At 64.7% G+C, this 21,558-nt stretch carries 20 protein-coding genes and 1 other RNA gene; 8 read left to right on the top strand and 13 right to left on the bottom strand.

The annotated features are described in order from the left end of the window. Positions 1 to 9 precede the first annotated feature (9 nt). Together argA and argE are read right to left on the bottom strand one after the other, a co-directional pair. Positions 10 to 1,308, bottom strand: a complete 1,299-nt coding sequence (gene argA / locus SB756_RS13775) for an amino-acid N-acetyltransferase (protein WP_016489729.1) — start codon at positions 1,306 to 1,308, stop codon at positions 10 to 12. A 124-nt stretch (positions 1,309 to 1,432) separates the two neighbouring features. Beyond that, the gene (gene argE / locus SB756_RS13770; RefSeq protein WP_341797064.1) at positions 1,433 to 2,575 is read right to left on the bottom strand and encodes an acetylornithine deacetylase; all 1,143 of its coding nucleotides are present in this window, start codon (positions 2,573 to 2,575) and stop codon (positions 1,433 to 1,435) included. 115 nt (positions 2,576 to 2,690) lie between these two features. Here argE and SB756_RS13765 point away from each other — a divergent pair, with 115 nt between their 5' ends. Next, a complete protein-coding gene (locus tag SB756_RS13765; RefSeq protein ID WP_410910984.1) occupies positions 2,691 to 4,058 on the top strand; it encodes a CYTH domain-containing protein in 1,368 nt (455 codons plus the stop codon). A 172-nt stretch (positions 4,059 to 4,230) separates the two neighbouring features. Here SB756_RS13765 and SB756_RS13760 read toward each other — a convergent pair whose 3' ends face one another. Next, a complete protein-coding gene (locus SB756_RS13760) occupies positions 4,231 to 4,701 on the bottom strand; it encodes an Lrp/AsnC family transcriptional regulator (protein WP_016502150.1) in 471 nt (156 codons plus the stop codon). A 126-nt stretch (positions 4,702 to 4,827) separates the two neighbouring features. Between SB756_RS13760 and SB756_RS13755 the strand changes: the two genes are divergently transcribed. The 3 genes from SB756_RS13755 to SB756_RS13745 all read left to right on the top strand — a co-directional run bounded on the left by SB756_RS13755 (position 4,828) and on the right by SB756_RS13745 (position 7,411). Continuing rightward, positions 4,828 to 5,133, top strand: coding sequence for a hypothetical protein (locus SB756_RS13755; RefSeq protein WP_410910983.1), 306 nt, complete (start codon positions 4,828 to 4,830; stop codon positions 5,131 to 5,133). 201 nt (positions 5,134 to 5,334) lie between these two features. Further along, positions 5,335 to 7,008, top strand: a complete 1,674-nt coding sequence (locus tag SB756_RS13750) for a GspE/PulE family protein (protein WP_410910982.1) — start codon at positions 5,335 to 5,337, stop codon at positions 7,006 to 7,008. 88 nt (positions 7,009 to 7,096) lie between these two features. Then, positions 7,097 to 7,411: a DUF2388 domain-containing protein gene (locus SB756_RS13745; RefSeq protein WP_410910981.1), complete on the top strand. Its 315-nt coding sequence runs from the start codon at positions 7,097 to 7,099 to the stop codon at positions 7,409 to 7,411. Between the two features lie 30 nt (positions 7,412 to 7,441). On the opposite strand, the gene gcvP is transcribed toward SB756_RS13745, so the two are convergent. The 10 genes from gcvP to SB756_RS13695 form a co-directional block, all read right to left on the bottom strand. Further along, positions 7,442 to 10,315 carry an aminomethyl-transferring glycine dehydrogenase gene (gcvP, locus tag SB756_RS13740; protein ID WP_341797068.1) on the bottom strand — a complete coding sequence of 958 codons (2,874 nt, stop codon included), beginning with the start codon at positions 10,313 to 10,315 and terminating at the stop codon, positions 7,442 to 7,444. 195 nt (positions 10,316 to 10,510) lie between these two features. Continuing rightward, positions 10,511 to 10,894, bottom strand: coding sequence for a glycine cleavage system protein GcvH (gcvH, locus tag SB756_RS13735; protein ID WP_341797069.1), 384 nt, complete (start codon positions 10,892 to 10,894; stop codon positions 10,511 to 10,513). Positions 10,895 to 10,945: 51 nt separating this feature from the next. After that, positions 10,946 to 12,028: a glycine cleavage system aminomethyltransferase GcvT gene (gcvT, locus tag SB756_RS13730; RefSeq protein WP_410910980.1), complete on the bottom strand. Its 1,083-nt coding sequence runs from the start codon at positions 12,026 to 12,028 to the stop codon at positions 10,946 to 10,948. 123 nt (positions 12,029 to 12,151) lie between these two features. Continuing rightward, the gene (locus SB756_RS13725) at positions 12,152 to 13,774 is read right to left on the bottom strand and encodes an ABC transporter permease (protein ID WP_410910979.1); all 1,623 of its coding nucleotides are present in this window, start codon (positions 13,772 to 13,774) and stop codon (positions 12,152 to 12,154) included. Between the two features lie 163 nt (positions 13,775 to 13,937). Beyond that, positions 13,938 to 14,939 carry an extracellular solute-binding protein gene (locus tag SB756_RS13720; RefSeq protein ID WP_341797071.1) on the bottom strand — a complete coding sequence of 334 codons (1,002 nt, stop codon included), beginning with the start codon at positions 14,937 to 14,939 and terminating at the stop codon, positions 13,938 to 13,940. Positions 14,940 to 15,159: 220 nt separating this feature from the next. Then, a complete protein-coding gene (locus SB756_RS13715; protein ID WP_410910978.1) occupies positions 15,160 to 16,377 on the bottom strand; it encodes a 2-octaprenyl-3-methyl-6-methoxy-1,4-benzoquinol hydroxylase in 1,218 nt (405 codons plus the stop codon). A 9-nt stretch (positions 16,378 to 16,386) separates the two neighbouring features. Further along, on the bottom strand, positions 16,387 to 16,869 hold the full coding sequence (locus SB756_RS13710; RefSeq protein ID WP_016489741.1) for a DUF4442 domain-containing protein: 483 nt from the start codon (positions 16,867 to 16,869) through the stop codon (positions 16,387 to 16,389). Then, positions 16,866 to 18,065 (bottom strand): 2-octaprenyl-6-methoxyphenyl hydroxylase, encoded by a 1,200-nt coding sequence (gene ubiH, locus SB756_RS13705; RefSeq protein ID WP_410910977.1) that lies wholly within the window; start codon positions 18,063 to 18,065, stop codon positions 16,866 to 16,868. Before ubiH ends, SB756_RS13710 begins: the two co-directional genes overlap by 4 nt. After that, the gene (gene pepP / locus SB756_RS13700) at positions 18,062 to 19,396 is read right to left on the bottom strand and encodes a Xaa-Pro aminopeptidase (protein ID WP_341797073.1); all 1,335 of its coding nucleotides are present in this window, start codon (positions 19,394 to 19,396) and stop codon (positions 18,062 to 18,064) included. The genes ubiH and pepP overlap by 4 nt, the downstream gene beginning before the upstream one ends. Before the next feature lie 21 nt (positions 19,397 to 19,417). Next, positions 19,418 to 19,972 carry a YecA family protein gene (locus SB756_RS13695; RefSeq protein ID WP_016502163.1) on the bottom strand — a complete coding sequence of 185 codons (555 nt, stop codon included), beginning with the start codon at positions 19,970 to 19,972 and terminating at the stop codon, positions 19,418 to 19,420. Positions 19,973 to 20,153: 181 nt separating this feature from the next. On the opposite strand from SB756_RS13695, the gene SB756_RS13690 reads away from it, so the two are divergent. From SB756_RS13690 to SB756_RS13675, 4 genes are all read left to right on the top strand, one after another. Further along, entirely contained in the window at positions 20,154 to 20,336 is a 183-nt protein-coding gene (locus tag SB756_RS13690; RefSeq protein ID WP_029886233.1) for a TIGR02449 family protein, read from the top strand. Continuing rightward, the gene (locus SB756_RS13685; RefSeq protein ID WP_049278290.1) at positions 20,333 to 20,653 is read left to right on the top strand and encodes a cell division protein ZapA; all 321 of its coding nucleotides are present in this window, start codon (positions 20,333 to 20,335) and stop codon (positions 20,651 to 20,653) included. The genes SB756_RS13690 and SB756_RS13685 overlap by 4 nt, the downstream gene beginning before the upstream one ends. Before the next feature lie 17 nt (positions 20,654 to 20,670). Further along, positions 20,671 to 20,850, top strand: a non-coding RNA gene (ssrS, locus tag SB756_RS13680) — 6S RNA. 85 nt (positions 20,851 to 20,935) lie between these two features. Beyond that, positions 20,936 to 21,544 (top strand): 5-formyltetrahydrofolate cyclo-ligase, encoded by a 609-nt coding sequence (locus SB756_RS13675; protein ID WP_341797074.1) that lies wholly within the window; start codon positions 20,936 to 20,938, stop codon positions 21,542 to 21,544. Positions 21,545 to 21,558: the final 14 nt, after the last annotated feature.

The following is a 21,558-nucleotide window of genomic DNA, read 5'->3' as shown; positions in this document are numbered from 1 at the left end:
GGCACAGGCTTACAGGGGCTTCTCGAAAATCTTGGAGTTGCGCTGGTAGTTGTACAGCGATGCCCGCGCCGATGGCAGGCGCTCCACGCCGCTGGGTGCAAAACCGCGCTCACGGAACCAGTGCGCAGTACGCGTCGTCAGCACAAACAGGGTATTCAAACCCATCTGTCGCGCCCGGCTCTCGATGCGCTCCAGCAATTCATCCCCGCGCCCGCCGTGGCGGTATTCCGGGTTCACCGCCAGGCACGCCAACTCCCCTGCTTCGGATTCGGCAATCGGGTACAGCGCCGCACAGGCGATGATCATGCCCTCGCGCTCCACCACGCTGAACTGCTCGATCTCCCGCTCCAGCACTTCACGCGAGCGGCGCACCAGGATGCCCTGTTCTTCCAGCGGGCTGATCAGCTCCAGCAAGCCGCCTACATCCTCGATGGTCGCCTCACGCACCACTTCGAACTGCTCCTGCGACACCAGCGTACCGCCACCACCACGGGTGAACAGCTCGGTCAGCAGCGCGCCGTCCTCGGCATAACTGACAATGTGGCTGCGTGCCACGCCGCCCTTGCAGGCCTCGGCGGCGGCGTCCAGCAGTTCACCCTGGTAGTCGCTGCCCAGGCGCTGCAGGTGCGGGGCAACCTGCTGCGGCCGCAGTTCCCGCACCAGCTTGCCGTCTGCGTCCAGCAGGCCCGGCTCGGCGCCGAACAGCAGCAACTTGTCGGCCCCCAGCTCAATGGCGGCACGGGTGGCCACGTCTTCGCAGGCCAGGTTGAAGATTTCCCCGGTGGGCGAGTAGCCCAGCGGCGATAGCAGCACGATGGAGCGCTCGTCGAGCAGGCGGCTGATGCCCTTGCGGTCGACCCGGCGCACTTCACCGGTGTGGTGGTAGTCCACCCCTTCAAGCACGCCGATCGGCCGCGCGGTGACCAGGTTGCCGGACGCCACCCGCAGGCGCGAGCCCTGCATCGGCGAAGCGGCGATGTCCATCGACAGGCGCGCCTCGATGGCCAGGCGCAGGGCGCCAACGGCATCGATCACGCAGTCCAGGGTGGCGGCATCGGTGATACGCAGGCCATGGTGGTAGTGCGGGGTCAGCCCGCGCTCGGCCAATCGGCTTTCGATCTGCGGGCGCGAGCCATGCACCAGCACCAGGCGCACGCCAAGGCTGTGCAGCAACACCAGGTCGTGGACGATGTTGCCGAAATTAGGGTGTTCCACCCCATCGCCGGGGAGCATGACCACGAAGGTGCAGTCGCGATGGGCATTGATGTACGGGGAGGCATGACGCAGCCAGTTGACGTAGTCGGGCATGACAGGGCCTGTGGATAAGTGGACGGAGAACGGCGATACAAGGGGCGTTCAAGATCATCGTCGGAACAGGCTTGCGGTCACGCGCGGTCTCCTCTAGGCAGGAACGAATCAACTCGATTGACGTTTAGTGCAGGCAATAGTGCCGGATCAGGTCACGCAATAGACGCACGGTAGGCTCGATTCGTGACATTTCAAGGTATTCGCCGGGCTGGTGGGCACAGGCGATGTCGCCAGGGCCCAGCACGATGGTCTGGCAGCCCAGCTGCTGAAGATAAGGCGCTTCGGTGCCAAACGCCACCGCTTCGGCGCGATGGCCGGTCAGGCGTTCCGCCACTTGCACCAGCTCGGTATCGGCAGCCTGCTCGAACGGCGGCACCTCCGGGAACAGTGGCGCGTAGTCGATGCGCACTTCATGGCGCTCGGCCACGGGCACCAGCTTCTCCCGAATGGCTGCGCGCAGTTGCTCCACATCCATGCCCGGCAACGGCCGCAGGTCGAATTCAAGCGCACACTGGCCGCAGATGCGGTTGGGGTTGTCGCCGCCGTGGATGCAGCCAAAGTTCATGGTCGGGGTCGGCACGGTGAACTGTGGGTTGCGATAGGTGTGCTGCCATTGCTGGCGCAAGCCCATCAGCTCGGCCATCACCGTGTGCATGGCCTCCAGGGCGCTGCGGCCCAGGCTTGGGTCCGACGAATGGCCGCTGCGCCCGAGGATGTCGATGCGGTCCATGAGAATGCCCTTGTGCATGCGGATTGGCCGCAGCCCGGTAGGCTCGCCGATGACCGCAGCACGGCCCAGCGGCTGGCCGGCCTCGGCCAGGGCGCGGGCACCGGACATGGAGCTTTCTTCGTCGCAGGTGGCGAGGATCAGCAGTGGCTGCTTGAAGTCGTGCTCCAACAGCGGGATGACGGCTTCGATGACCAAGGCGAAAAAGCCCTTCATGTCGCAGCTGCCCAAGCCGACCCAGCGCCCATCGACCTCGGTCAGCTTCAACGGGTCGCTGGCCCACAGCTGTTCGTCATAGGGGACGGTGTCGCTGTGCCCGGCCAGCACCAGGCCACCCGGGCCGCTGCCACGGCTGGCCAGCAGGTTGAACTTGCCTGCAGTGACCTGCTGGATGTCGCATGTAAACCCCAGGTCGCCCAGCCACCCCGCCAGCAGGTCGATGACCTGGCGGTTGGACTGGTCCAGCGCGGGCTGGGTGCAACTGACCGAAGGCGCGGCGATCAAGGCGGCAAACTGGTCTTTCAGCGTCGGCAACGGCATGCACATACTCCTCGGAAGCGTTGCCCATCATAGGACTATCCGCCGTCTGGAATAAACCGTTGGCGGCTGACTGCTGTAGACTCTCCGCCAACCACGCCCCTCTTTCGAGTCTGTGATGCACAAAGAAACCGAACTGAAGCTCCGCGCCAGCCGCGAGACCCTTGCCGCCCTGCGCGAGCACCCTCTGCTGAAAAAGCGCAACAAGTCCGGCTGGCAGACCCGTGAACTGCTCAACCAGTACTTCGACACCCCCGAGCGTGAGCTGGCCGCTGCCCGTGTCGCCCTGCGCCTGCGCCGCGATGGCGATGCCGTCATCCAGACCCTCAAGTGCCGCGGCACCAGCGTGGCCGGCCTGTCCGAGCGCAACGAGTACGAATGGAACCTGGACAAGGTCAAGCTCGACCTGAAGAAGCTGGACGCCACCTGCTGGCCCGAGCAACTGGCAGGCCTGGACAAGAAAACCATCAAGCCGCTGTTCACCACCGACTTCAGCCGTGAATACGCCGAAATCGCCTGGGGCCGTGGCAAGAGCAAAGTAGTGATCGAGGCCGCGCTGGACCAGGGCTTCGTGATTGCCGGCAAGCGTAAGGAAGAGATCTGCGAGCTGGAACTGGAACTGCGCGAAGGTGACCCGCAAGCGCTGTTGGAGCTGGCCGCCGAGCTGGCCGCCAGCCTGCCGCTGATGCCCTGCGACATCAGCAAGGCCGAGCGTGGCTACCGCCTGCTGGAGCCGGACAGCTACGAGCTGGGCCTGCCGCACACCGAGCTGGAAGCCGAAATGGCCCTGGACGACGCCTACGCCGCATTGGCCTGGCAACTGCTGGGCAGCAGCCAGCGCCTGGCCGAGCAGTACCGCCACAACGGCCACTGGCGCCTGCTGCAGGACTGGGTCGAGTGCCTGAGCGAATTGCGCGCACTCACCGCCAGCCTGGGCCAAGCCGCGCCGCGTGCCAGCACCCGTGACCTGCGCAGCAGCCTCGATGCCCTGCTGGAAGACTGGCGCCCGCTGGTGCAGGCCGGCAACGACGACGAGGACATCCGCCGCGCCGCGCCCGAGCAGTTTGCCGAAGAGCTGGAAGACGTGCGCTGGGGCCAGTTCTCGCTGGAAACCTCGCGCTGGCTGCTGGCCCGTACCTGGACCGTGGAGCGCAAGGGCCGTGGCGAACGCCAGGGCAAGGCGCAGCTGGCCAGCTGGCTGGCACACCTGCTGGGCGAAGAAGGCCGTGCGTTGAAGCTGCCGCTGTACACCCAGCGCCCAGAGGACCTGGCCGAGCAGCTGCCACGTATCGAGCAACTGCTGGGCTGGCTGCACCACGCCCGTCAGGTGCTGGAAGCGCCGCAGATGGACCGCCTGTATGGCGACCTGAAGAAGCTGCACGAGCTGGCCGAACTGCCGATCAGCGATGAAGTGCTGGAAGCGCGTATCGAACAGGCCCGGGCGGTAGACCAGAGCCGCGGCTGGAAGCACCTGCTCAAGGCTTGATACCACATCGCCTTTTTCGCAGCACAAGGCTTACAGGTGGACGCAATCCCTGTAGGAGCAGCCTTGTGCTGCGAAGAGGCCCGTTTTGCCACAGATTTTTTTATGTCAGACCGGCCCCTTCGCAGCACAAGGCTGCTCCTACAGTTACCGCATCTGCCTTGTAATGTGTGTCCTACCGCGAAAGTGGCAGGCTGGTAGTGGACTTGATCTCGGACAGCGCCACAATGGAGTTCACTTCCTGAATGCCCGGCACGTTCGACAGCTTTTCGAAGAAGAACCGCTCGTAGGCCTCGATGTCCGACGTGACGATGCGCAGCAGAAAGTCCACCGCCCCCATCAGCACATAACACTCCAGTACCTCCGGAAACCCGCGGATCGCCTCGGTGAATTCGGTAAAGTTGGAGCGCCCGTGAGCATTGAGCTTTACTTCGGCGAAAATCTGCGTGTTCAGGCCGACCTTCTTGCGGTCCAGCAATGTCACCTGCCCGCGAATCACCCCCTCTTCCTTCAAGCGTTGTATGCGCCGCCAGCACGGCGATTGCGACAGCCCTACGCGTTCGGCGACCTGCGCGCTGGACAGCGAAGCATCCTCTTGCAGCAGTTCGAGAATGCGGCGGTCGTAGGCGTCCAGCTCGCTATGCATTGTTCAATCTCCTGAGCGGCGTTATTTGAATTGATCAATTCATCAATACAGCGAAATGATCAGATCATAGCGAAAAAATGCCGCCACTGACGTGCAAGAATTTCTCCCACATTTGCGGAGACCAGCATGAACGCACAACCCCGTACCGACGCCTGGGCCGCCAGCAACGCCCACAGCACCGTGCACTACCGCCTGCAGGCCGACGCCGAGCCCGACAGCCTGTGCCGCGTGCTAAACCTGTTTGCCCTGCAGTTCCTGACCCCGCAAAGCGTGCACGTCAGCCAGCAGGAAGACTGGCTGGATATCGAAGTCGGCATCGGCGGCCTGAGCTGGCACCGGGCCGAAGTGATTGCGCAGAAACTGCGTAATTTGGTGTGTGTGGGTGAGGTGAGCCTGACCAACATGCACCGGGTGGAGCTGGCGGTTGTATGAATATTTGCGGCCCCATCGCCGGCAAGCCAGCTCCCACAGGATCACCACAGGTTCGAACATTGCGCAGTACCTGTGGGAGCTGGCTTGCCGGCGATGGGGCCGGTACAGAAATAGCAAATTCCTGAAACCCTTCACCTCCGATGCTCTTCCGCTGCCCGGCTAGCCTTGATCAGCACTCCCCATCAGGCACGGACGCCAACCATGCACACCCCCGACAACCTGGAACTCGACCTGAAGCACATGCTACAGGCCCTGCTCGCCGACCAGTACCTGCACGCCACCGACATCCTGCAAGTGCTCGAACACGCCGCCACCCACCCCACTGGCCACCCGCTGGAACAAATCGCCGCCTGCTGCCTGGAAGACCGCCGGCAACCTGGCCGACTGCTGGAGCTGGACCACCTTTGCCAATGGCTGGCCAACAAGGTCGGCCAGCCCTACCTGCGTATCGACCCCATGCAACTCGACCTGCCCCAGGTCGCCGGCCTGGTATCCCCTGCTTTCGCCCAGCGCCACGGTATCCTCATCGTCGCCGACGACCCCTCCGGCATCACCGTGGCCAGCGCCCAGCCCTACCAGGACGACTGGCAGGCTGACCTGGCCCGCAGCCTGGGTCGGCCGATCCGCCGCGTGCTGGCCAACCCGTTGCAGATCCGCCAGTCAGGGCAGTCGTTTCACCGCCTGGCCCAGTCGGTAAAGGGCGCGCAGCACCAGCAATCGACCAGCCTGGGCGAACTCGAACAGTGGCTGGAGCTAGGCAAGCGCCAGGCCGAGGCCAGCGCCGACGACGCGCACATCGTGCATATCGTCGACTGGCTGCTGCAGTACGCCATTGATCAGCGCGCCAGCGATATCCACCTGGAACCCCGACGCGCACAGGGCCAGTTGCGCTACCGCATCGATGGCCTGCTGCACACCGTGTATGCCTTCCCCGCCGGGGTCACCCTGGCGCTGGTCAGCCGCCTGAAACACCTGGGCCGCCTGGACGTTGCAGAAAAGCGCCGCCCGCAGGACGGCCGCCTGCAAAGCCGGCTACCAGGTGGCGGCGAAGTGGAGCTAAGGCTGTCGACCCTGCCGACCCCGTTCGGCGAAAAGCTGGTACTGCGCCTGTTCGACCCGCACCAACTGCACGAGGGCTTCGAGCGCCTCGGTCTAGAGGGGCCACAACTGGCCCAGTGGCAAGGCCTGCTGCGCCAGCGCCAAGGAATCATCCTGGTCACCGGCCCCACCGGTTCCGGCAAGACCAGCACGCTGTACGCCAGCCTCAAGCTGCTGGCCACGCCGCAGGTCAACCTGTGCACCATCGAAGACCCTATCGAGCGCCTGGAGCCGGCCTTCAACCAGCTGCAGGTACAGCCCGCGCTAGACCTGGGTTTTGCCAGCGCCGTGCGGGCCATGCTGCGCCAGGACCCGGACATCATCATGATCGGCGAGATCCGCGACCGCGAAACGGCGCTGGTGGCGGTGCAGGCGGCCCTGACCGGGCACCTGGTACTGTCGACCCTGCATACCAACGACGCCTGCGCTGCAATCACCCGCCTGCAAGAGCTGGGTGTGGCCGACTACCTGATCAAGGCCACGCTGGTCGGGGTCATGGCCCAGCGACTGGTGCGTACTGTGTGCCCAGACTGTGTGGCGAATCCATCAGCCAGTTGCCCGACCTGCCGTGGCACCGGTTTTCATGGGCGTACGGGCCTGTTCGAGCTGCTGCAGCCCAGCGAAAGCCTGCGTGCATTGATTGGCCCGAACGCCGACCTGACCCATTTGCGGCGCCAGGCGCTTGACGATGGCCTGGTTGACCTGCGCCGTTGCGGCGAGGCCAAAGTGGCTTGCGGGCAGACCCGAGCGGAGGAAGTGCTGCGCGTCTGCAGCTGACGAAAAGTCCTTTGTATTCAAGGAACTTGCCTTGCCCGGAAAGATCCAATCGCGCATCTTCAACCCTCACCCTTCGAGGTGTTTCAACATGCGTCTCAAAACCGCCATCGCTGCCGCTGCCTTGCTTTCGCTGCCCATTGGCTCGGCCATGGCCGATACCTTCTGGCGTAACGTGATGACTTCCGGTGCAACCACGGCATCGAGCTACCTGACCTCGCGAGATCACAAACTGGTTGTGGCCGCGCAGGATGACGCTAGCAGCTTCGTCGCCAGCGAAGGCGCGATCCGCGGGCCGTTCCTGGAAGCGGCCATGCGCCAGGCGCGGGCAGAGCACCCAGGGATGCAGGCTTCCGACATGAAGCTGGCCAATGCCATCCTGGCCAAGAATGCGGTAGCCGAGTAATTCCTTGGGGCCGCTTTGCGGCCCCTGTTCTCAGCGATATGCCTCCACCGGAACACACGCACAGAACAGATTCCTGTCCCCATACACGTTGTCCACCCGGTTCACCGCCGGCCAGTACTTGTGCTGGCGCACGTGAGCACTGGGCGCCACCCCCTGCTCCAGGCTATACGGTCTGTCCCACACCCCCAGTACATCAGCCAGGGTATGCGGCGCGTGCTTGAGCGGGTTGTTCTCCGCTGGCCAGTTGCCTTCCTGCACCTCGCCAATCTCTGCACGAATCGCCAGCATCGCCTCGACGAACCGATCCAGCTCGGCTTTCGACTCACTTTCGGTTGGCTCTACCATCAGCGTACCCGGCACCGGGAACGACATGGTCGGGGCGTGGAAGCCATAGTCCATCAGGCGCTTGGCTACGTCCTCCTCGCTGATGCCAGTCAGTGCCTTCAACGGCCGCAGGTCGAGGATGCATTCATGCGCCACCCGCTGGTTGCGCCCGCGGTAGAGCACCGGGAAGGCGCCGCCCAGCTGGCTGGCCAGGTAGTTGGCCGAAAGGATCGCCACCTCGCTGGCATCGGCCAACTGCGGCCCCATCATGGCAATGTACATCCAGCTGATCGGCAAGATGCTTGCGCTACCCCAGGGCGCAGCGCTGACCGCGCTGTTGTTCGGGTCCAGGCCGGGCACCGGTACCACCGGGTGGCTGGCTACAAACGGCGTGAGGTGCGCGCGGATACCGATCGGCCCCATGCCGGGGCCACCCCCGCCGTGGGGAATGCAGAAAGTCTTGTGCAGGTTCATGTGCGAGACATCGGCACCAATGTCGGCCGGACGCGTCAGCCCCACCTGGGCATTGAGGTTGGCGCCATCCATGTACACCTGGCCGCCGTGCTGATGGACCACTTCGCAAATTTCGCGAATACCCTCTTCGTACACCCCGTGGGTGGACGGGTACGTGACCATCAGGCATGACAGGCGCTCCCCGGCCGCGTGGGCCTTGGCCTTGAGGTCGGCCAGGTCGACGTTGCCGTGCTCGTCGCAATCCACGATCACCACCTCCATGCCCGCCATTTGCGCCGACGCCGGGTTGGTGCCGTGCGCCGACGACGGAATCAGGCACAGCGTGCGCTGTGGCTGGTGGCGGCTGCGATGGTAGCGAGTAATGGCCATCAGGCCTGCGTACTCGCCCTGGGCACCGGAGTTGGGCTGCATGCAGATGGCGTCGAAGCCAGTAATCGCGCACAGCCAGCGTTCGAGTTCATCGATCATCGCCTTGTAACCTGTGGCCTGGGCCGCCGGGGCAAAGGGGTGCATCCGGGCAAAGCCGGGCCAGGTGATGGGGATCATCTCACTGGTGGCGTTGAGCTTCATGGTGCACGAGCCCAGCGGGATCATCGACTGGTTCAGGGCCAGGTCCTTGTTCTCCAACTGCTTGAGGTAGCGCAGCATCTCGGTTTCGCTGTGGTGCAGGTTGAACACCGGGTGAGCGAGAAACCGCGTGCGCCGCACCAGGCCAGCAGGAATGCCTTCGGGCAGGGCCAACTGATCGAGGGCAGCGATCTGCAGGCCGTGGTCCACACCGAGAAAGATGTCGAGCAGGCGCAACACCGTGTGCTCGTTACAGGTTTCGTCCAGGCTCACGCCCAGGTGCCCCCGGCCAAGAATGCGCAAGTTGATGTGCGCGGCTTCAGCGCTTTCGATAATGGCCGCCTGGGCACCGCCTACATCCAGGGTGAGGGTGTCGAAGAAATGCTGGTTGAGCCGCTGGATGCCTTTGGCTTCCAGCCCAGCCGCCAGGATGAAGGTCAGCCGGTGCACGCGCTGGGCGATGCGCTGCAGGCCTTCAGGGCCGTGATACACCGCGTAGAAGCCGGCAATGTTGGCCAACAACACCTGGGCCGTGCAGATGTTGGAGTTGGCCTTCTCGCGGCGGATATGCTGCTCGCGGGTTTGCAGGGCCATGCGCAGCGCCGTGTTGCCACGGGCATCGCGGGACACGCCAATGATGCGCCCCGGCATGGCACGCTTGTAGTCGTCGCGGCAGGCGAAGTAGGCCGCGTGGGGGCCACCGTAGCCCATCGGCACGCCGAAGCGCTGGGTCGAGCCCAGCACCACATCGGCGCCCAGCTCGCCGGGGGGCGCCAGCACCACCAGGCTGAGCAGGTCGGCAGCCACGCAGGCCAGCGCCTGCTGGCTGTGCAGATGGTCGATCAGCGGGCGCAGGTCGCGCACCTCGCCGTGGGTGTCGGGGTACTGCAGCAACGCGCCGAAAACCGCGTGTTTGCCAAGGTTATCCACAGCGTCGACGATCAGTTCGAAGCCAAAGCCCTCGGCGCGGGTCTTCAGCACCGACAGTGTCTGCGGGTGGCAGTGTTGGTCGGCAAAGAAGGCGTTGCTCTTGTTGCGCGCCATCCGCTTGGCCAAGGCCATGGCCTCGGCGGCGGCGGTGGCTTCATCGAGCAGCGAGGCATTGGCCAGCGCCAGCCCGGTGAGGTCGATGACCATTTGCTGGAAGTTCAGCAACGCCTCCAGCCGGCCTTGGGCGATTTCGGGTTGATACGGCGTATAGGCGGTGTACCAGCCGGGGTTTTCCAGCACGTTACGCAGGATGACCGTGGGGGTGATGGTGCCGTGGTAGCCCATGCCGATGAGGCTGGTCCAGACCTGGTTCTGCTCGGCGTATCCGGCGAGCTTGGCCAGGGCGGCCTGTTCGTCCAGCGCCGCTGGCAGGTCGAGGGGGCGATTGAGGCGGATGTCTGGCGGTACGGTCTGCTCGATCAGCTCGTTGCGGCTGGCAACACCCAACACGTTGAGCATGGCCTGCTGCTCTGCGGCATCGGGGCCCAGGTGGCGACGCAGGAAAGGGTTGAGCTCTTGCAGTTGATGCAGGGATGGCGACTGGGACATGACGACGCTCTCTTCCTAGACCAGGTCTCATGGAGACTTACAAGTCTAGGAAGGGATTGCAGATTCTGCGGGGAAACTTGCTTGGTCAGTACCGGCCTCTTCGCGGGCATGCCCGCTCCCACAGGTTGATCAAAGGCCAGCGGCGGGCGCTATCCCTGTGGGAGCGGGCGCGCCCGCGAAGCAGGCGACGCGGTCTTACTCGCCGATAGCGGCCTTGTAGCCAGCAGCATCCAGCAGCTTGTCCAGCTCGGCCGGGTTGCTTGGCTTCAGTTTGAAGATCCACGCGCCGTAAGGTTCTTCGTTGAGCTGCTCCGGGCTGTCGGCCAGCTCTTCGTTGACTGCGATCACTTCGCCACCGATAGGGGCGTAGATGTCCGAAGCGGCCTTGACCGACTCCACCACACCTGCAGCGTCGCCAGCGCCAAACACTTTGCCGACTTCAGCCAGCTCGACGAACACCACATCACCCAAGGCTTCCTGGGCGTGATCGCTGATACCCACGGTCACACTGCCGTCGGCTTCCAGGCGAGCCCACTCATGGCTTTCGGCAAAACGCAGTTCGGCGGGGATATTGCTCATGTCTTGAATTCCTCGATTGGCTCAGCGGTACGCCCGCCGGTTATAAATTGTTCAGATCAGAATCTTGCCGTGGCGCACGAAGGTCGGTTTGACCACCCGCACCGGGTACCATTTGCCGCGGATTTCCACCTCGGCCCGGTCGCCGGTGGCCATGGGTACGCGCGCAAGGGCAATGGACTTGCTCAGCGTAGGTGAGAAACTACCACTGGTGATCTCCCCTTCGCCAATCCCTGCCACACGCACCACCTGGTGGGCACGCAGCACGCCGCGCTCTTCCAGTACCAGGCCGACCAGTTTTTCCTGCACACCCTGTTCGATTTCCGCCAGCAGGCCGGCGCGGCCGATGAAGTCGCGCTCGGCTGGCTCCCAGGCGATGCTCCAGCCGAGGTTGGACGTCAGCGGGGTGTGGGCTTCGTCGATATCCTGGCCGTACAGGTTCATGCCGGCTTCCAGGCGCAGGGTGTCGCGGGCGCCGAGGCCACTGGGGGCGATGCCGGCGCCGACCAGGTCGTTGAAGAATGCCACCGCCTGATCGCCCGGGAAGATGATCTCCAGGCCGTCTTCACCGGTATACCCGGTGCGGGCAATAAACCAGTCGCCCTCGGCAACGCCTTCGAACGGGCGCAGTTCGCGAATCAGTGCTGCGCGCGTGGGGCTGAGCAGGGCTGCCACCTTTTCGCGGGCACGCGGGCCCTGGATGGCGAGAATGGCAAGATCGGGGCGGACCTGGAAGTCCACGGCAAAACCGGCCCGCTGCTGTTGCAGCCAATCGAGCACTCTGGCCCGGGTGGCGGCGTTGGTGACCAGGCGGTAGCCGTTTTCCGTGCGATAGACGATCAAGTCGTCGATCACCCCGCCCTCCTCATGGAGCAGCGGGCTGTATAGCGCCTTGCCGGTTTCTCCGAGGCGGGCCACGTCGTTGGCCAACAAACGCTGCAGCCAGGCAGTTGCGTCGCTGCCATCGACATCGACCACGGTCATGTGGGACACATCGAAAACCCCGCAATCGCTGCGCACCTGGTGGTGCTCCTCGACCTGCGAGCCATAGTGCAGGGGCATGTCCCAGCCACCGAAATCGACCGTTTTGGCGCCAAGCGCCAGGTGCAGGTCATACAAAAGCGTGCGCTGTCCCATGGGTTTCTCCTTCCGGGCGTGGCGAAGCGGCGGCGGTCGATGACGTTTGATCGTCAGCTCTTCTTGTAGGACCCACCACGCGAATGCCGCGCATTGTAGCCGCAAGGACGCAGGCTGGCACCCTCAGTGACTGTAACCGGGTCGATGTGCCGAACGGCGGATCAGGCCGATGACCGGCAGCAAACCCACCAGCACCAGCGTCAATGCGGGCAGCGAGGCACGTGCCCATTCGCCCTCGCTGGTCATCTCGAACACCCGTACCGCCAAGGTGTCCCAGCCGAACGGTCGCATCAGCAAGGTGGCCGGCATCTCCTTGAGCACATCGACGAACACCAGCAGGGCGGCGCTGAGGGCACCGGGCACCAGAAGCGGCAGATACACCTTGAAAAATAATCTTGGCCCACTCACGCCCAGGCTACGGGAAGCCTCGGGCAGTGACGGGCGGATACGCTCCAGGCTGCTTTCCAGCGGCCCGTAGGCCACGGCGATGAAACGCACCAGATAGGCCAACAGCAAGGCCGCAAGGCTGCCCAGCAGCAGCGGCTTGCCTGCCCCGCCCAACCAGCTGGACAGCGGGATGACCAAGTGGTTATCGAGGTAACTGAAGGCCAGCATGATCGACACTGCCAGCACCGAGCCGGGCAAGGCATAGCCCAGATTGGCCAGGCCGACCCCGGCGCGGATACCCCCCGTCGGCGCCTGCCGCCGGGCAAAGGCCAGCAACAGCGCCACGCTCACCGTGACCAGTGCCGCCATGCTGCCCAGGTACAAGGTGTGCAACACCAGACCGACATAGCGCTCGTCCAGGTCATGCCGGCCGCGTTGCCAGAACCACGCCAGCAGCTGCAGCAGCGGGATGACGAAGGCGCAAGCAAACACCAGCAGGCACCAGCCACTGGCCAGCAACGCCTTCACCCCACGCAGGTGGTACAACGCCTGCACCCGCGGTCGCTCGTTGCCGCTGCGGCTGGCACCCCGGGCACGGCGCTCGCCGTACAGCACCAGCATCACCGCCAGCAGCAACAGGCTGGCCAGCTGGGCGGCGCTGGACAGGCTGAAGAAGCCGTACCAGGTCTTGTAGATGGCGGTGGTGAAGGTGTCGAAATTGAACACGGCCACCGCGCCGAAGTCGGCCAGGGTTTCCATCAAGGCCAGGGCAATGCCGGCACCGATCGCCGGCCGCGCCATGGGCAGGGCCACGCGCCAGAACGCTTGCAAGGGCGATAGCCCGAGTACGCGCGCCGCTTCCATCAGGCCTTTGCCCTGGGCCAGGAAGGCCGTGCGCGCCAGCAGGTAGACGTAGGGGTAGAACACCAGCACCAGCACGATGATCACCCCGCCGGTGGAGCGCACCCGCGGCAGGCGCATCGGCCCGAACACCTCACGCAGGGCGCTTTGCACCGGGCCGGCGAAGTCCAGCAGGCCGACGAAGACAAACGCCAGCACATAGGCAGGGATGGCGAACGGCAGCATCAGCGCCCAGTCCAGCCAGCGCCGGCCTGGGAACTCGCAGAGGCTGGTGAGCCAGGCGAGGCTCACGCCTAGCACGGTGACGCCGATACCTACGCCCACCACAAGCGTCAGGGTATTGCCCAACAGGCGGCTCATCTGGGTGTCGAGCAGGTGCGACCAGATCTGCGTATCGATCGACTGCCAGGACAGCAGCAGGACGCTCAGGGGCAGCAGCACCAGGGCGGCGATCAGGGAGACCGGGAGGTACCAGCGGCGTTGGGGGGTGTGGGGCAAGTTCTATGTCTCTGTGGCTGATGTGCGACCGCTTTGCGGTCGTTCGCGGGCATGCCCGCTCCCACAAGGGGCCGCACAACCCTCAAAGGCAGTGCAAAACCTATGGGAGCGGGCATGCCCGCGAAGAGGCCCTTGCAGGCCCCGGAAGGATACGGCCTGGCGCTTAGTTGTAGCCAGCGCGATCCATCAAGCGGATGGCTTCGGCCTGGCGCTTGCCGGCAATTTCCACCGGAATGCTGTCAGCCTTGAAGCTGCCCCACGCCGCCACTTCCTCGGAAGGCTTCACCTTCGGGTTGGCCGGGAACTCCTGGTTGATGTCGGCGAACAGCTTCTGCGCTTCTTCGCCCGTCATCCATTCCACCAGCTTTTTCGCCGCTTCCGGGTGTGGCGCGTGCTTGGTCAGGCCAATACCCGACAGGTTGACGTGCACGCCACGGTCTCCCTGGTTGGGCCAGAAGATCTTCACCGGCAGGTTCGGGTTCTGCTTGTGCAGGCGGCCGTAGTAGTAAGTGTTGACCACGCCCACGTCGCACTGGCCGGCCTCGATGGCCTGGATCACCGCGTTGTCGTCGGAGAACACGTCGGTGGACAGGTTGTTGACCCAGCCTTTGACGATCTGCTCGGTCTTCGCCTCGCCATGGGTCTCGATCAGCGTCGCGGTGAGCGACTGGTTGTACACCTTCTTGGCCGTGCGCAGGCACAGGCGGCCTTCCCACTGTTTGTCGGCCAAGGCTTCGTAGGTGCTCAACTCCTCGGGTTTGACCCGCTCGGTGGAGTAGATGATGGTGCGGGCGCGCAGGCTAAGGCCGGTCCAGTCATGGGACGAGGCGCGGTACTGCGGCGGAATGTTGTTGTCGATGATGTCGGACTTGATCGGCTGCAGGATGCCCATCTGCTCGGCTTGCCACAGGTTGCCGGCATCGACGGTCAACAGCAGGTCGGCCACGCCGTTGTCGCCCTCGGCCTTGATGCGTTGCATCAGCGGGGCTTCCTTGTCGGTGATGAACTTGATCTTGACCCCGGTCTTGGCGGTATAGGCATCGAACACCGGCTTGATCAGCTCGTCGATGCGCGAGGAGTACACCACCACTTCGTCCGCCGCTTGGGCAGTGCCGCCGAACAGGGTCAGGGCCAGGGCGGCCAGTAGGGGCTTGCGTGGCAACATGGGAAGCACTCCTCGGATCGTATGAGAGGTGCGAATGGTAGTGAATCCCATTTTCTGGCTCATCTACCTAGCAGTTACCGGATGTTGCAGAGCTTGCACCGCCCATTGTAGGAGCAGCCTTGCGCTGCGAAAGGGCCGGCAGCCAACCGAGCAAAACTGGCTGGTTTCACTGGCCTCTTCGCAGCACAAGGCTGCTCCTACAAAGCATCGCGCACAGCCTTCAGGCTTTGGCCAGATCCGGCAGATCACCACTCAAACCCAGCGCCTGGCGCACAAACAGCGCCTTGGCCTCCGGCATCTGCTCCACCAGTTTCAACCCGCTGTTACGCAACCAGCGCAACGGCAGCGGGTTGGCCTGGAACAACCGCTCAAAGCCCTCCATTGCCGCCATCAGCGCCAGGTTGTGCGGCATGCGCCGCCGCTCGTAACGGCTCAACACCTTCACACCTGCCAGCCGCTCACCGCGCTCGCAGGCATTGACCAGCACTTCGGCCAGCACCGCAGCATCGAGGAAGCCCAGGTTGACGCCCTGCCCCGCCAGCGGGTGGATGGTGTGCGCAGCATCGCCGATCAAGGCCAGGCCCTCGTCCACATAGCGCTTGGCGTGGCGCTGGCGCAGCGGCACGCACACCCGCGGGTCGGCCTGCAGCACGTCACCCAGGCGCCCCTCGAAGGCCCGCTCCAGGGCCTGCAGGAAGGCGGCTTCATCCAGTGCCATCAACTGCTCGGCATGCTCCGGGGTGGTCGACCACACAATCGAGCACCAATCCTGCTGGCCATCGCGGGTCAACGGCAGAAACGCCAACGGCCCCTCATCGGTGAAGCGCTGCCAGGCCGTGCCCTGGTGCCCGGCACTGCAGCGCACGCTAGTGACGATGGCATGGTGCAGGTAATCCCATTCGCGGGTTTCGCAACCGGCCAGGCGCCGTACCGCCGAATTGGCACCGTCGGCGGCGATCACCAGTGGAGCACGCAGTTGACGGCCATCAGCCAAGGTCAGCAACCACTCGTCCCCCGAGCGACGCAACTGCTCCAGCCGCGCATTGGGCAGCAGGCCGATGTCGCTGTCGTGCAGGCGCTCCAGCAGGCCATCCTGCACCACCCGGTTCTCGACGATATGGCCAAGCACCTGGGCATGCACGCTGGCGGCCGAGAAGTGAATCTGCCCGGTGCCGCTGCCATCCCACACATGCATGTCGGAATACGGCGTAGCACGCCGCTGGGCGATGCCGTCCCACGCGCCGAGGCGCTCGAGGATGCGCTGGCTGGCCGCCGACAGCGCGCTGACACGCGGTTCGAAGGGCGCCTGGGCGTCGAAGGGCTTGACCGTTAGCGGGCCGCCATCGAGCAAGAGGATTTGCAAGCCACTGTGGCGCAACGCCAGGGCCAGTGCGCTGCCAACCATACCGGCACCGACAATCAACAGATCTGCGCGCATTTCCATGCCTTACGCCAGCCTCGCTTGCGGCTTGAGCCGCACGTATAGGGTTTTATCGACCCGCGCCACCAGCTCGCCGGCGCCATCGCGGATATCGACCTGCAATCGCGGCAGGCACTTCTTGCCGGTGGCGGTCTGCTGGCGGATGTCGTCCAGCAGCGCGTCATCGACGTGGAACTCGGCATACACCGGGCCTTTGCCCGGCGAGATGAAATCGATGCTGGCGGCCTTGTCCCAGACGATGTAGTCGCGGCCCAACTGCTCGATCAGCAGCAGCATGTAGAAAGGATCGACCATCGAATACAGGCTGCCGCCAAACTGGGTACCGACATAGTTGCGGTTCCAGCGGGTCAGCTTCATCGCCACCTTGACGCTGCGCAGGTCGGGGCTGATGGACTGCACGCGGATGCCCGCCCCCAGGTACGGCGGGTAGAGGTTCAGCATCCAGCGCAACATGCGCGCACGACGTGCCAGTTTACGCGGGTTGCTCATGCCTGCCCCCGCGGATCGGGGCGGGTGCCCAGGCCCATGGCCTGGCGGGCGAACCAGCTTTTGGCCGGCGGCAGCAGGTCGAGCCCGAGCAGGCCAAGGTTGCGCCCGGCGGCCAGCAACGGCTGGTTGCTGCCGAACAGGCGGGTGACCTGGTCGGAAAAGCCGATGGTCATCGCTTGGTCCAGGCGCTGGCGCTGGGCGTAAGCCTGCAGCGTGGCCAGGTCACCGGGCTGCTGCGGCCCGGCCAGCAACGCGTCCGCCAGCGCCTGCACATCACGCAGCGACAGGTTGAAGCCCTGGCCGGCAATGGGGTGCAGGCTGTGCGCGGCATTGCCCAGTACCACCAGGTGCGGCCGCACCTGTTCCTGGGCCTCGATCAGTGACAGGGGATAAAGGTGCCGGGCGCCGACCTGGCGCAACGCGCCCAGGCGATAGCCAAACACGCCTTGCAGCTCGCGCAGGAAGCTGCGCTCATCGATGTCGGCCAGGCGCCGCGCATCCATGCCCTGGCGGGTCCACACCAGCGCACAGCGGTTTTCCGGCAACGGCAGCAGGGCCATGGGGCCTTCTTCGGTGAAGCGCTCGAACGCCTGGCCGCCGTGGGCTTCACCCGGGGTGATGTTGGCAATCAACGCGCTCTGTTGGTAGGGCGTGTGACGCACGTGAATCCCCAACTGCTCGCGCAGGCCGGAACGGCCACCGTCGGCCAGTACCGCCAGGTCGCATTCCAGCTGGGTGTCGTCATTCAACCCCAGGCGGTAACCGCCTTCGATCGCCTCCATCGAGGTCACTTCCGCCGGGCATCGCCAGCTCACCACGTCGCTGTCCAGCCCTTGCCACAGGCACTGGCCAAGCCAGGCGTTTTCCACCACGTAGCCCAGCGCCGGTACGCCTTCTTCCAGGGCATCCAGGCGGGTGGCCCCGAAACGGCCACGGTCGGAAACGTGAATTTGCCGAATCGGCTCGGCACGGCGGCCGATAGCCTGCCACAGGCCGTGCTGCTGGTAGATCTGCTGGGTGCCGAACGACAACGCCGAAGAGCGCGCATCGTAGCTGGGCTGGAAGCTGTCGCCAGGGGCGAACGGCTCGATCAGCAAGATCTTCCAGCCGCGCGCCTTGGCCCCGGCCTGCAGGGTCAAGGCCAGGCTTGCGCCCACTAGGCCACCGCCAATGATCGCCAGGTTCACGCGGTTCATGCCGCGTCCTTGCGGGCGGCCTGCATCAGCGTCTCGATCTCGGCAACCGTGCGCGGCACGCCCGAAGTCAGGATTTCACAACCTTGCCTGGTCACCACCACGTCGTCCTCGATCCTTACGCCAATGCCGCGCCATTTCTTGGCCACGGCCTGATTGTCGGCGCCTATGTAGATGCCCGGCTCGACGGTCAGCGCCATGCCGGGCTCCAGCACCCGCCACTCACCGCCCACTTTGTACTCGCCCACGTCGTGCACATCCATGCCCAGCCAATGCCCGGCACGGTGCATGTAGAAGGCGCGATAGGCCTCGCTGTCGATCAGCGCCTGCACCTCGCCCGAAAGCAGGCCAAGCTCGACCAGGCCTTCGGTGATGACCTTCACGGTCGCCTCGTGGGCGTGGTTCCAGTGCTTGCCCGGGGCGATTTCGGCAAACGCCGCGGCCTGGGCCTTGAGCACCAGCTCGTAGATGGCCTTCTGCTCGGGCGAGAAGCGCCCGCTGACCGGGAAGGTGCGGGTGATGTCGCTGGCGTAGCAGTCGATTTCGCAACCGGCGTCGATCAGCACCAGGTCGCCATCCTTGAGCGGGGCGTCATTCTGCTGATAGTGCAGGATGCAGCCATTGCGCCCGGCCGCGACAATCGAGCCGTAGGCCGGCATCTTCGCGCCGCCCTTGCGGAACTCGTAATCCAGTTCGGCTTCCAGGCTGTATTCGTGCAGCCCGGCCCGGCAGGCCTGCATGGCCCGCACATGTGCCCGCGCCGAGATGGCTGCGGCGGCACGCATCACCTTCACTTCCGCTGCCGATTTATACAGGCGCATGTCGTGCAGCAGATGATCCAGCGCAACGAACTCGTTCGGCGGCTGCGCGCCCAGGCGGGCCTTGGAGCGGATCACGTTGATCCAGTCCATCAGCCGCCGGTCGAACTCGGGGTTGCTGCCCATGGCGCTGTACACCCGCTCGCGGCCTTCGATCAGGCCCGGCAGGATCTCGTCGATGTCGGTGATGGGGAAGGCATCGTCGGCGCCGAAATCGCGCACCGCGCCTTCCTGGCCGGCCCGTAGCCCGTCCCACAGTTCGCGCTCCGGGTTGCGCTCACGGCAAAACAGTACGTACTCGCCATGTTCACGCCCCGGGATCAGCGCAATGACCGCCTCAGGCTCCGGAAAGCCGCTGAGGTACTGGAAGTCGCTGTCCTGTCGATACACGTGCTCGACGTCGCGGTTGCGGATGGCAACAGCGGCGGCGGGCAGGATGGCGATGCTGTTGGGGACCATCTGCGCCATCAGCGCCTTGCGCCGACGGGCATACTCGCCCTTGGGAATGTGGCTCATGGGCAGACTACCCCCGGTTGATCAGTGCAGCGATGGCTTGGGCGCGGGTGCGGCCGGCTTGGCCAGCTCGGAGAACAGCAGCAGAGGCGCCACGCGCAGGTACTCCATGACTTCCATGTAGTCGCTCTCGCCGTCCTCGGACTCTTCGAGGGCTTCCTGTACCTGGGAAATGGCCACCAGGTCCTGCAGCACATCCTTGGCTTCGTCAGACAAGTCCTTGCCGCCGGCATTCAGGCCGAAACCGGTAATGAAGCCTTGGCACCACTGGCCCAGCGCGGTGGCGCGGTCGCTCAGGGCGGCGTCGTCGGAAGGCAGCAACAGGACGATGGCCATGTCGTCGCTGGTCAGCTCGCCCTTGACCATTTCCTGCAGGCCGATCAGGGCGTTGCGCACGGTGTCACCGGGCTCGTTTTCCAGCAGCTGGGCGGCATCGGCCAGCCAGGCATCGGCGTCGAAGCCGGCGCCGGCGCAGCTGCGGCCGACCAGCAGGCCGTGCAGTTCGGCCGGGGTGACAGGATGACCATTGCTCGAGAGCAGCATGGCGAAGGCGATGTAAGGCGATTGGGTATTGGGCATGGGCAGCTAGGCGCCAGACGGCGCAATGACTAGAATGGAGACCTTGTATCCTAGCACCGGCAGGCGCGCCAAGACCATCGGCACTGGCCGTCGCCGCCCAGGGAGAGGCATCATCGCCAGGTGACTCAACGACGGAGCGAATCGAGTGCAACCCACGCAAGAGAACGACCTTCAGGCACTGATGAGCCGATTCGAGTTGCTGATCGAACGCGTCGAGCAACTAAAACGGCAAAATGCACTCCTAGTAGCTCAGGAAAAATCCTGGCGCGAAGAGCGCGCCCACCTCATCGAAAAGAACGAGATCGCCAAGCGCAAGGTCGAGTCGATGATCTTACGCCTCAAGGCTCTGGAGCAAGACTCATGAGTTCAAGCAATAGCGTCACCGTGCAGATTCTCGACAAGGAATACTCGATCATCTGCCCGCCGGAAGAGCGCAACAACCTGGTCAGCGCCGCGCGCTACCTGGACGGCAAGATGCGCGAGATCCGCAGCAGCGGCAAGGTGATTGGCGCCGACCGCATCGCGGTCATGGCGGCATTGAACATTACCCACGAAATGCTGCATCGCCAGGAAGACCGCGCCGAAGCCCCGGCCAGCGGCGCCAACCGCGAACAGGTGCGTGACCTGCTGGATCGGGTAGACAAGGCTTTGTCCGACGACACGGATACCAAAATCGGCTGAGATTGGTATACTGGCGCCACTCCCTGGTGGATGCGCCAGTCGGTTATGTCCCTGAGCCGATACGCACAACCACGGGGGTTGCACGCTGGGGCCGGTGTGCATGTCCGCCCGACGGAAAGCCTTAACGCCCCCTGCAATCTCCACCTTGAACTTTCGGGTTCAAGGGCTACACCGACAGCGGTCTGATCGGGGAGCCTGAATTTTTTTGCCCGCCCTTCAGGCGGGCAATTCGTTTTGGCCGACCGTCCAGTGCCGGCCAGTACATCTGGGATCGCCCGTGCCATGACCGACACCGCGCCGCTTACCCGCCCCCAGCTCCGTCGCCTGCTTCGCAATGCCCGCCGCGCCCTTACCCCTGCCCAGCAACGCAAGGCCACCCTCGGCCTGTACCGCCAGCTGGCGCAACACCCATTGTTCCGCCGCGCCCGCCACATTGCCTTGTACCTGCCCAACGACGGCGAAATCGACCCTTGCCTGCTGCTGCGCGAAGCCCAGCGTCGGGGCAAGCGTACCTACCTGCCGGTGCTGCACGCCTGGCCGCGCACGCGCATGGTATTCCAGCGGTTCGAGCAGGGCGAAAAGCTCAAGCCCAACCGCTTCCGTATTCCCGAGCCGGTGACCGACCGCAAGCGGCAGCGACCGGTCTGGGCGCTGGACCTGGTCCTGCTACCGCTGGTCGGTTTTGACGAAGTGGGCGGGCGTCTGGGAATGGGCGGCGGCTTTTATGATCGCAGCCTGGCCTACCAGGCGCGTCGGCAAACCTGGAAAAAACCATTGCTGCTGGGGCTGGCGCACGAATGCCAGAAAGTCGAGCGGCTGGCGCAGGCCAGCTGGGATGTACCACTGCAGGGGACGGTCTCGGACCGTGGCTGGTACCTGGCACCGCGTTGAGCGGCGCCAGCGGG

It is taken from the genome of Pseudomonas sp. SIMBA_068, assembly GCF_046534705.1.
GTDB classification, from domain to species: Bacteria; Pseudomonadota; Gammaproteobacteria; order Pseudomonadales; family Pseudomonadaceae; genus Aquipseudomonas; species Aquipseudomonas putida.
The sequence above is the reverse complement of the archived record's forward strand: the minus strand, read 5'-3'. Positions and strand labels throughout refer to the sequence as shown.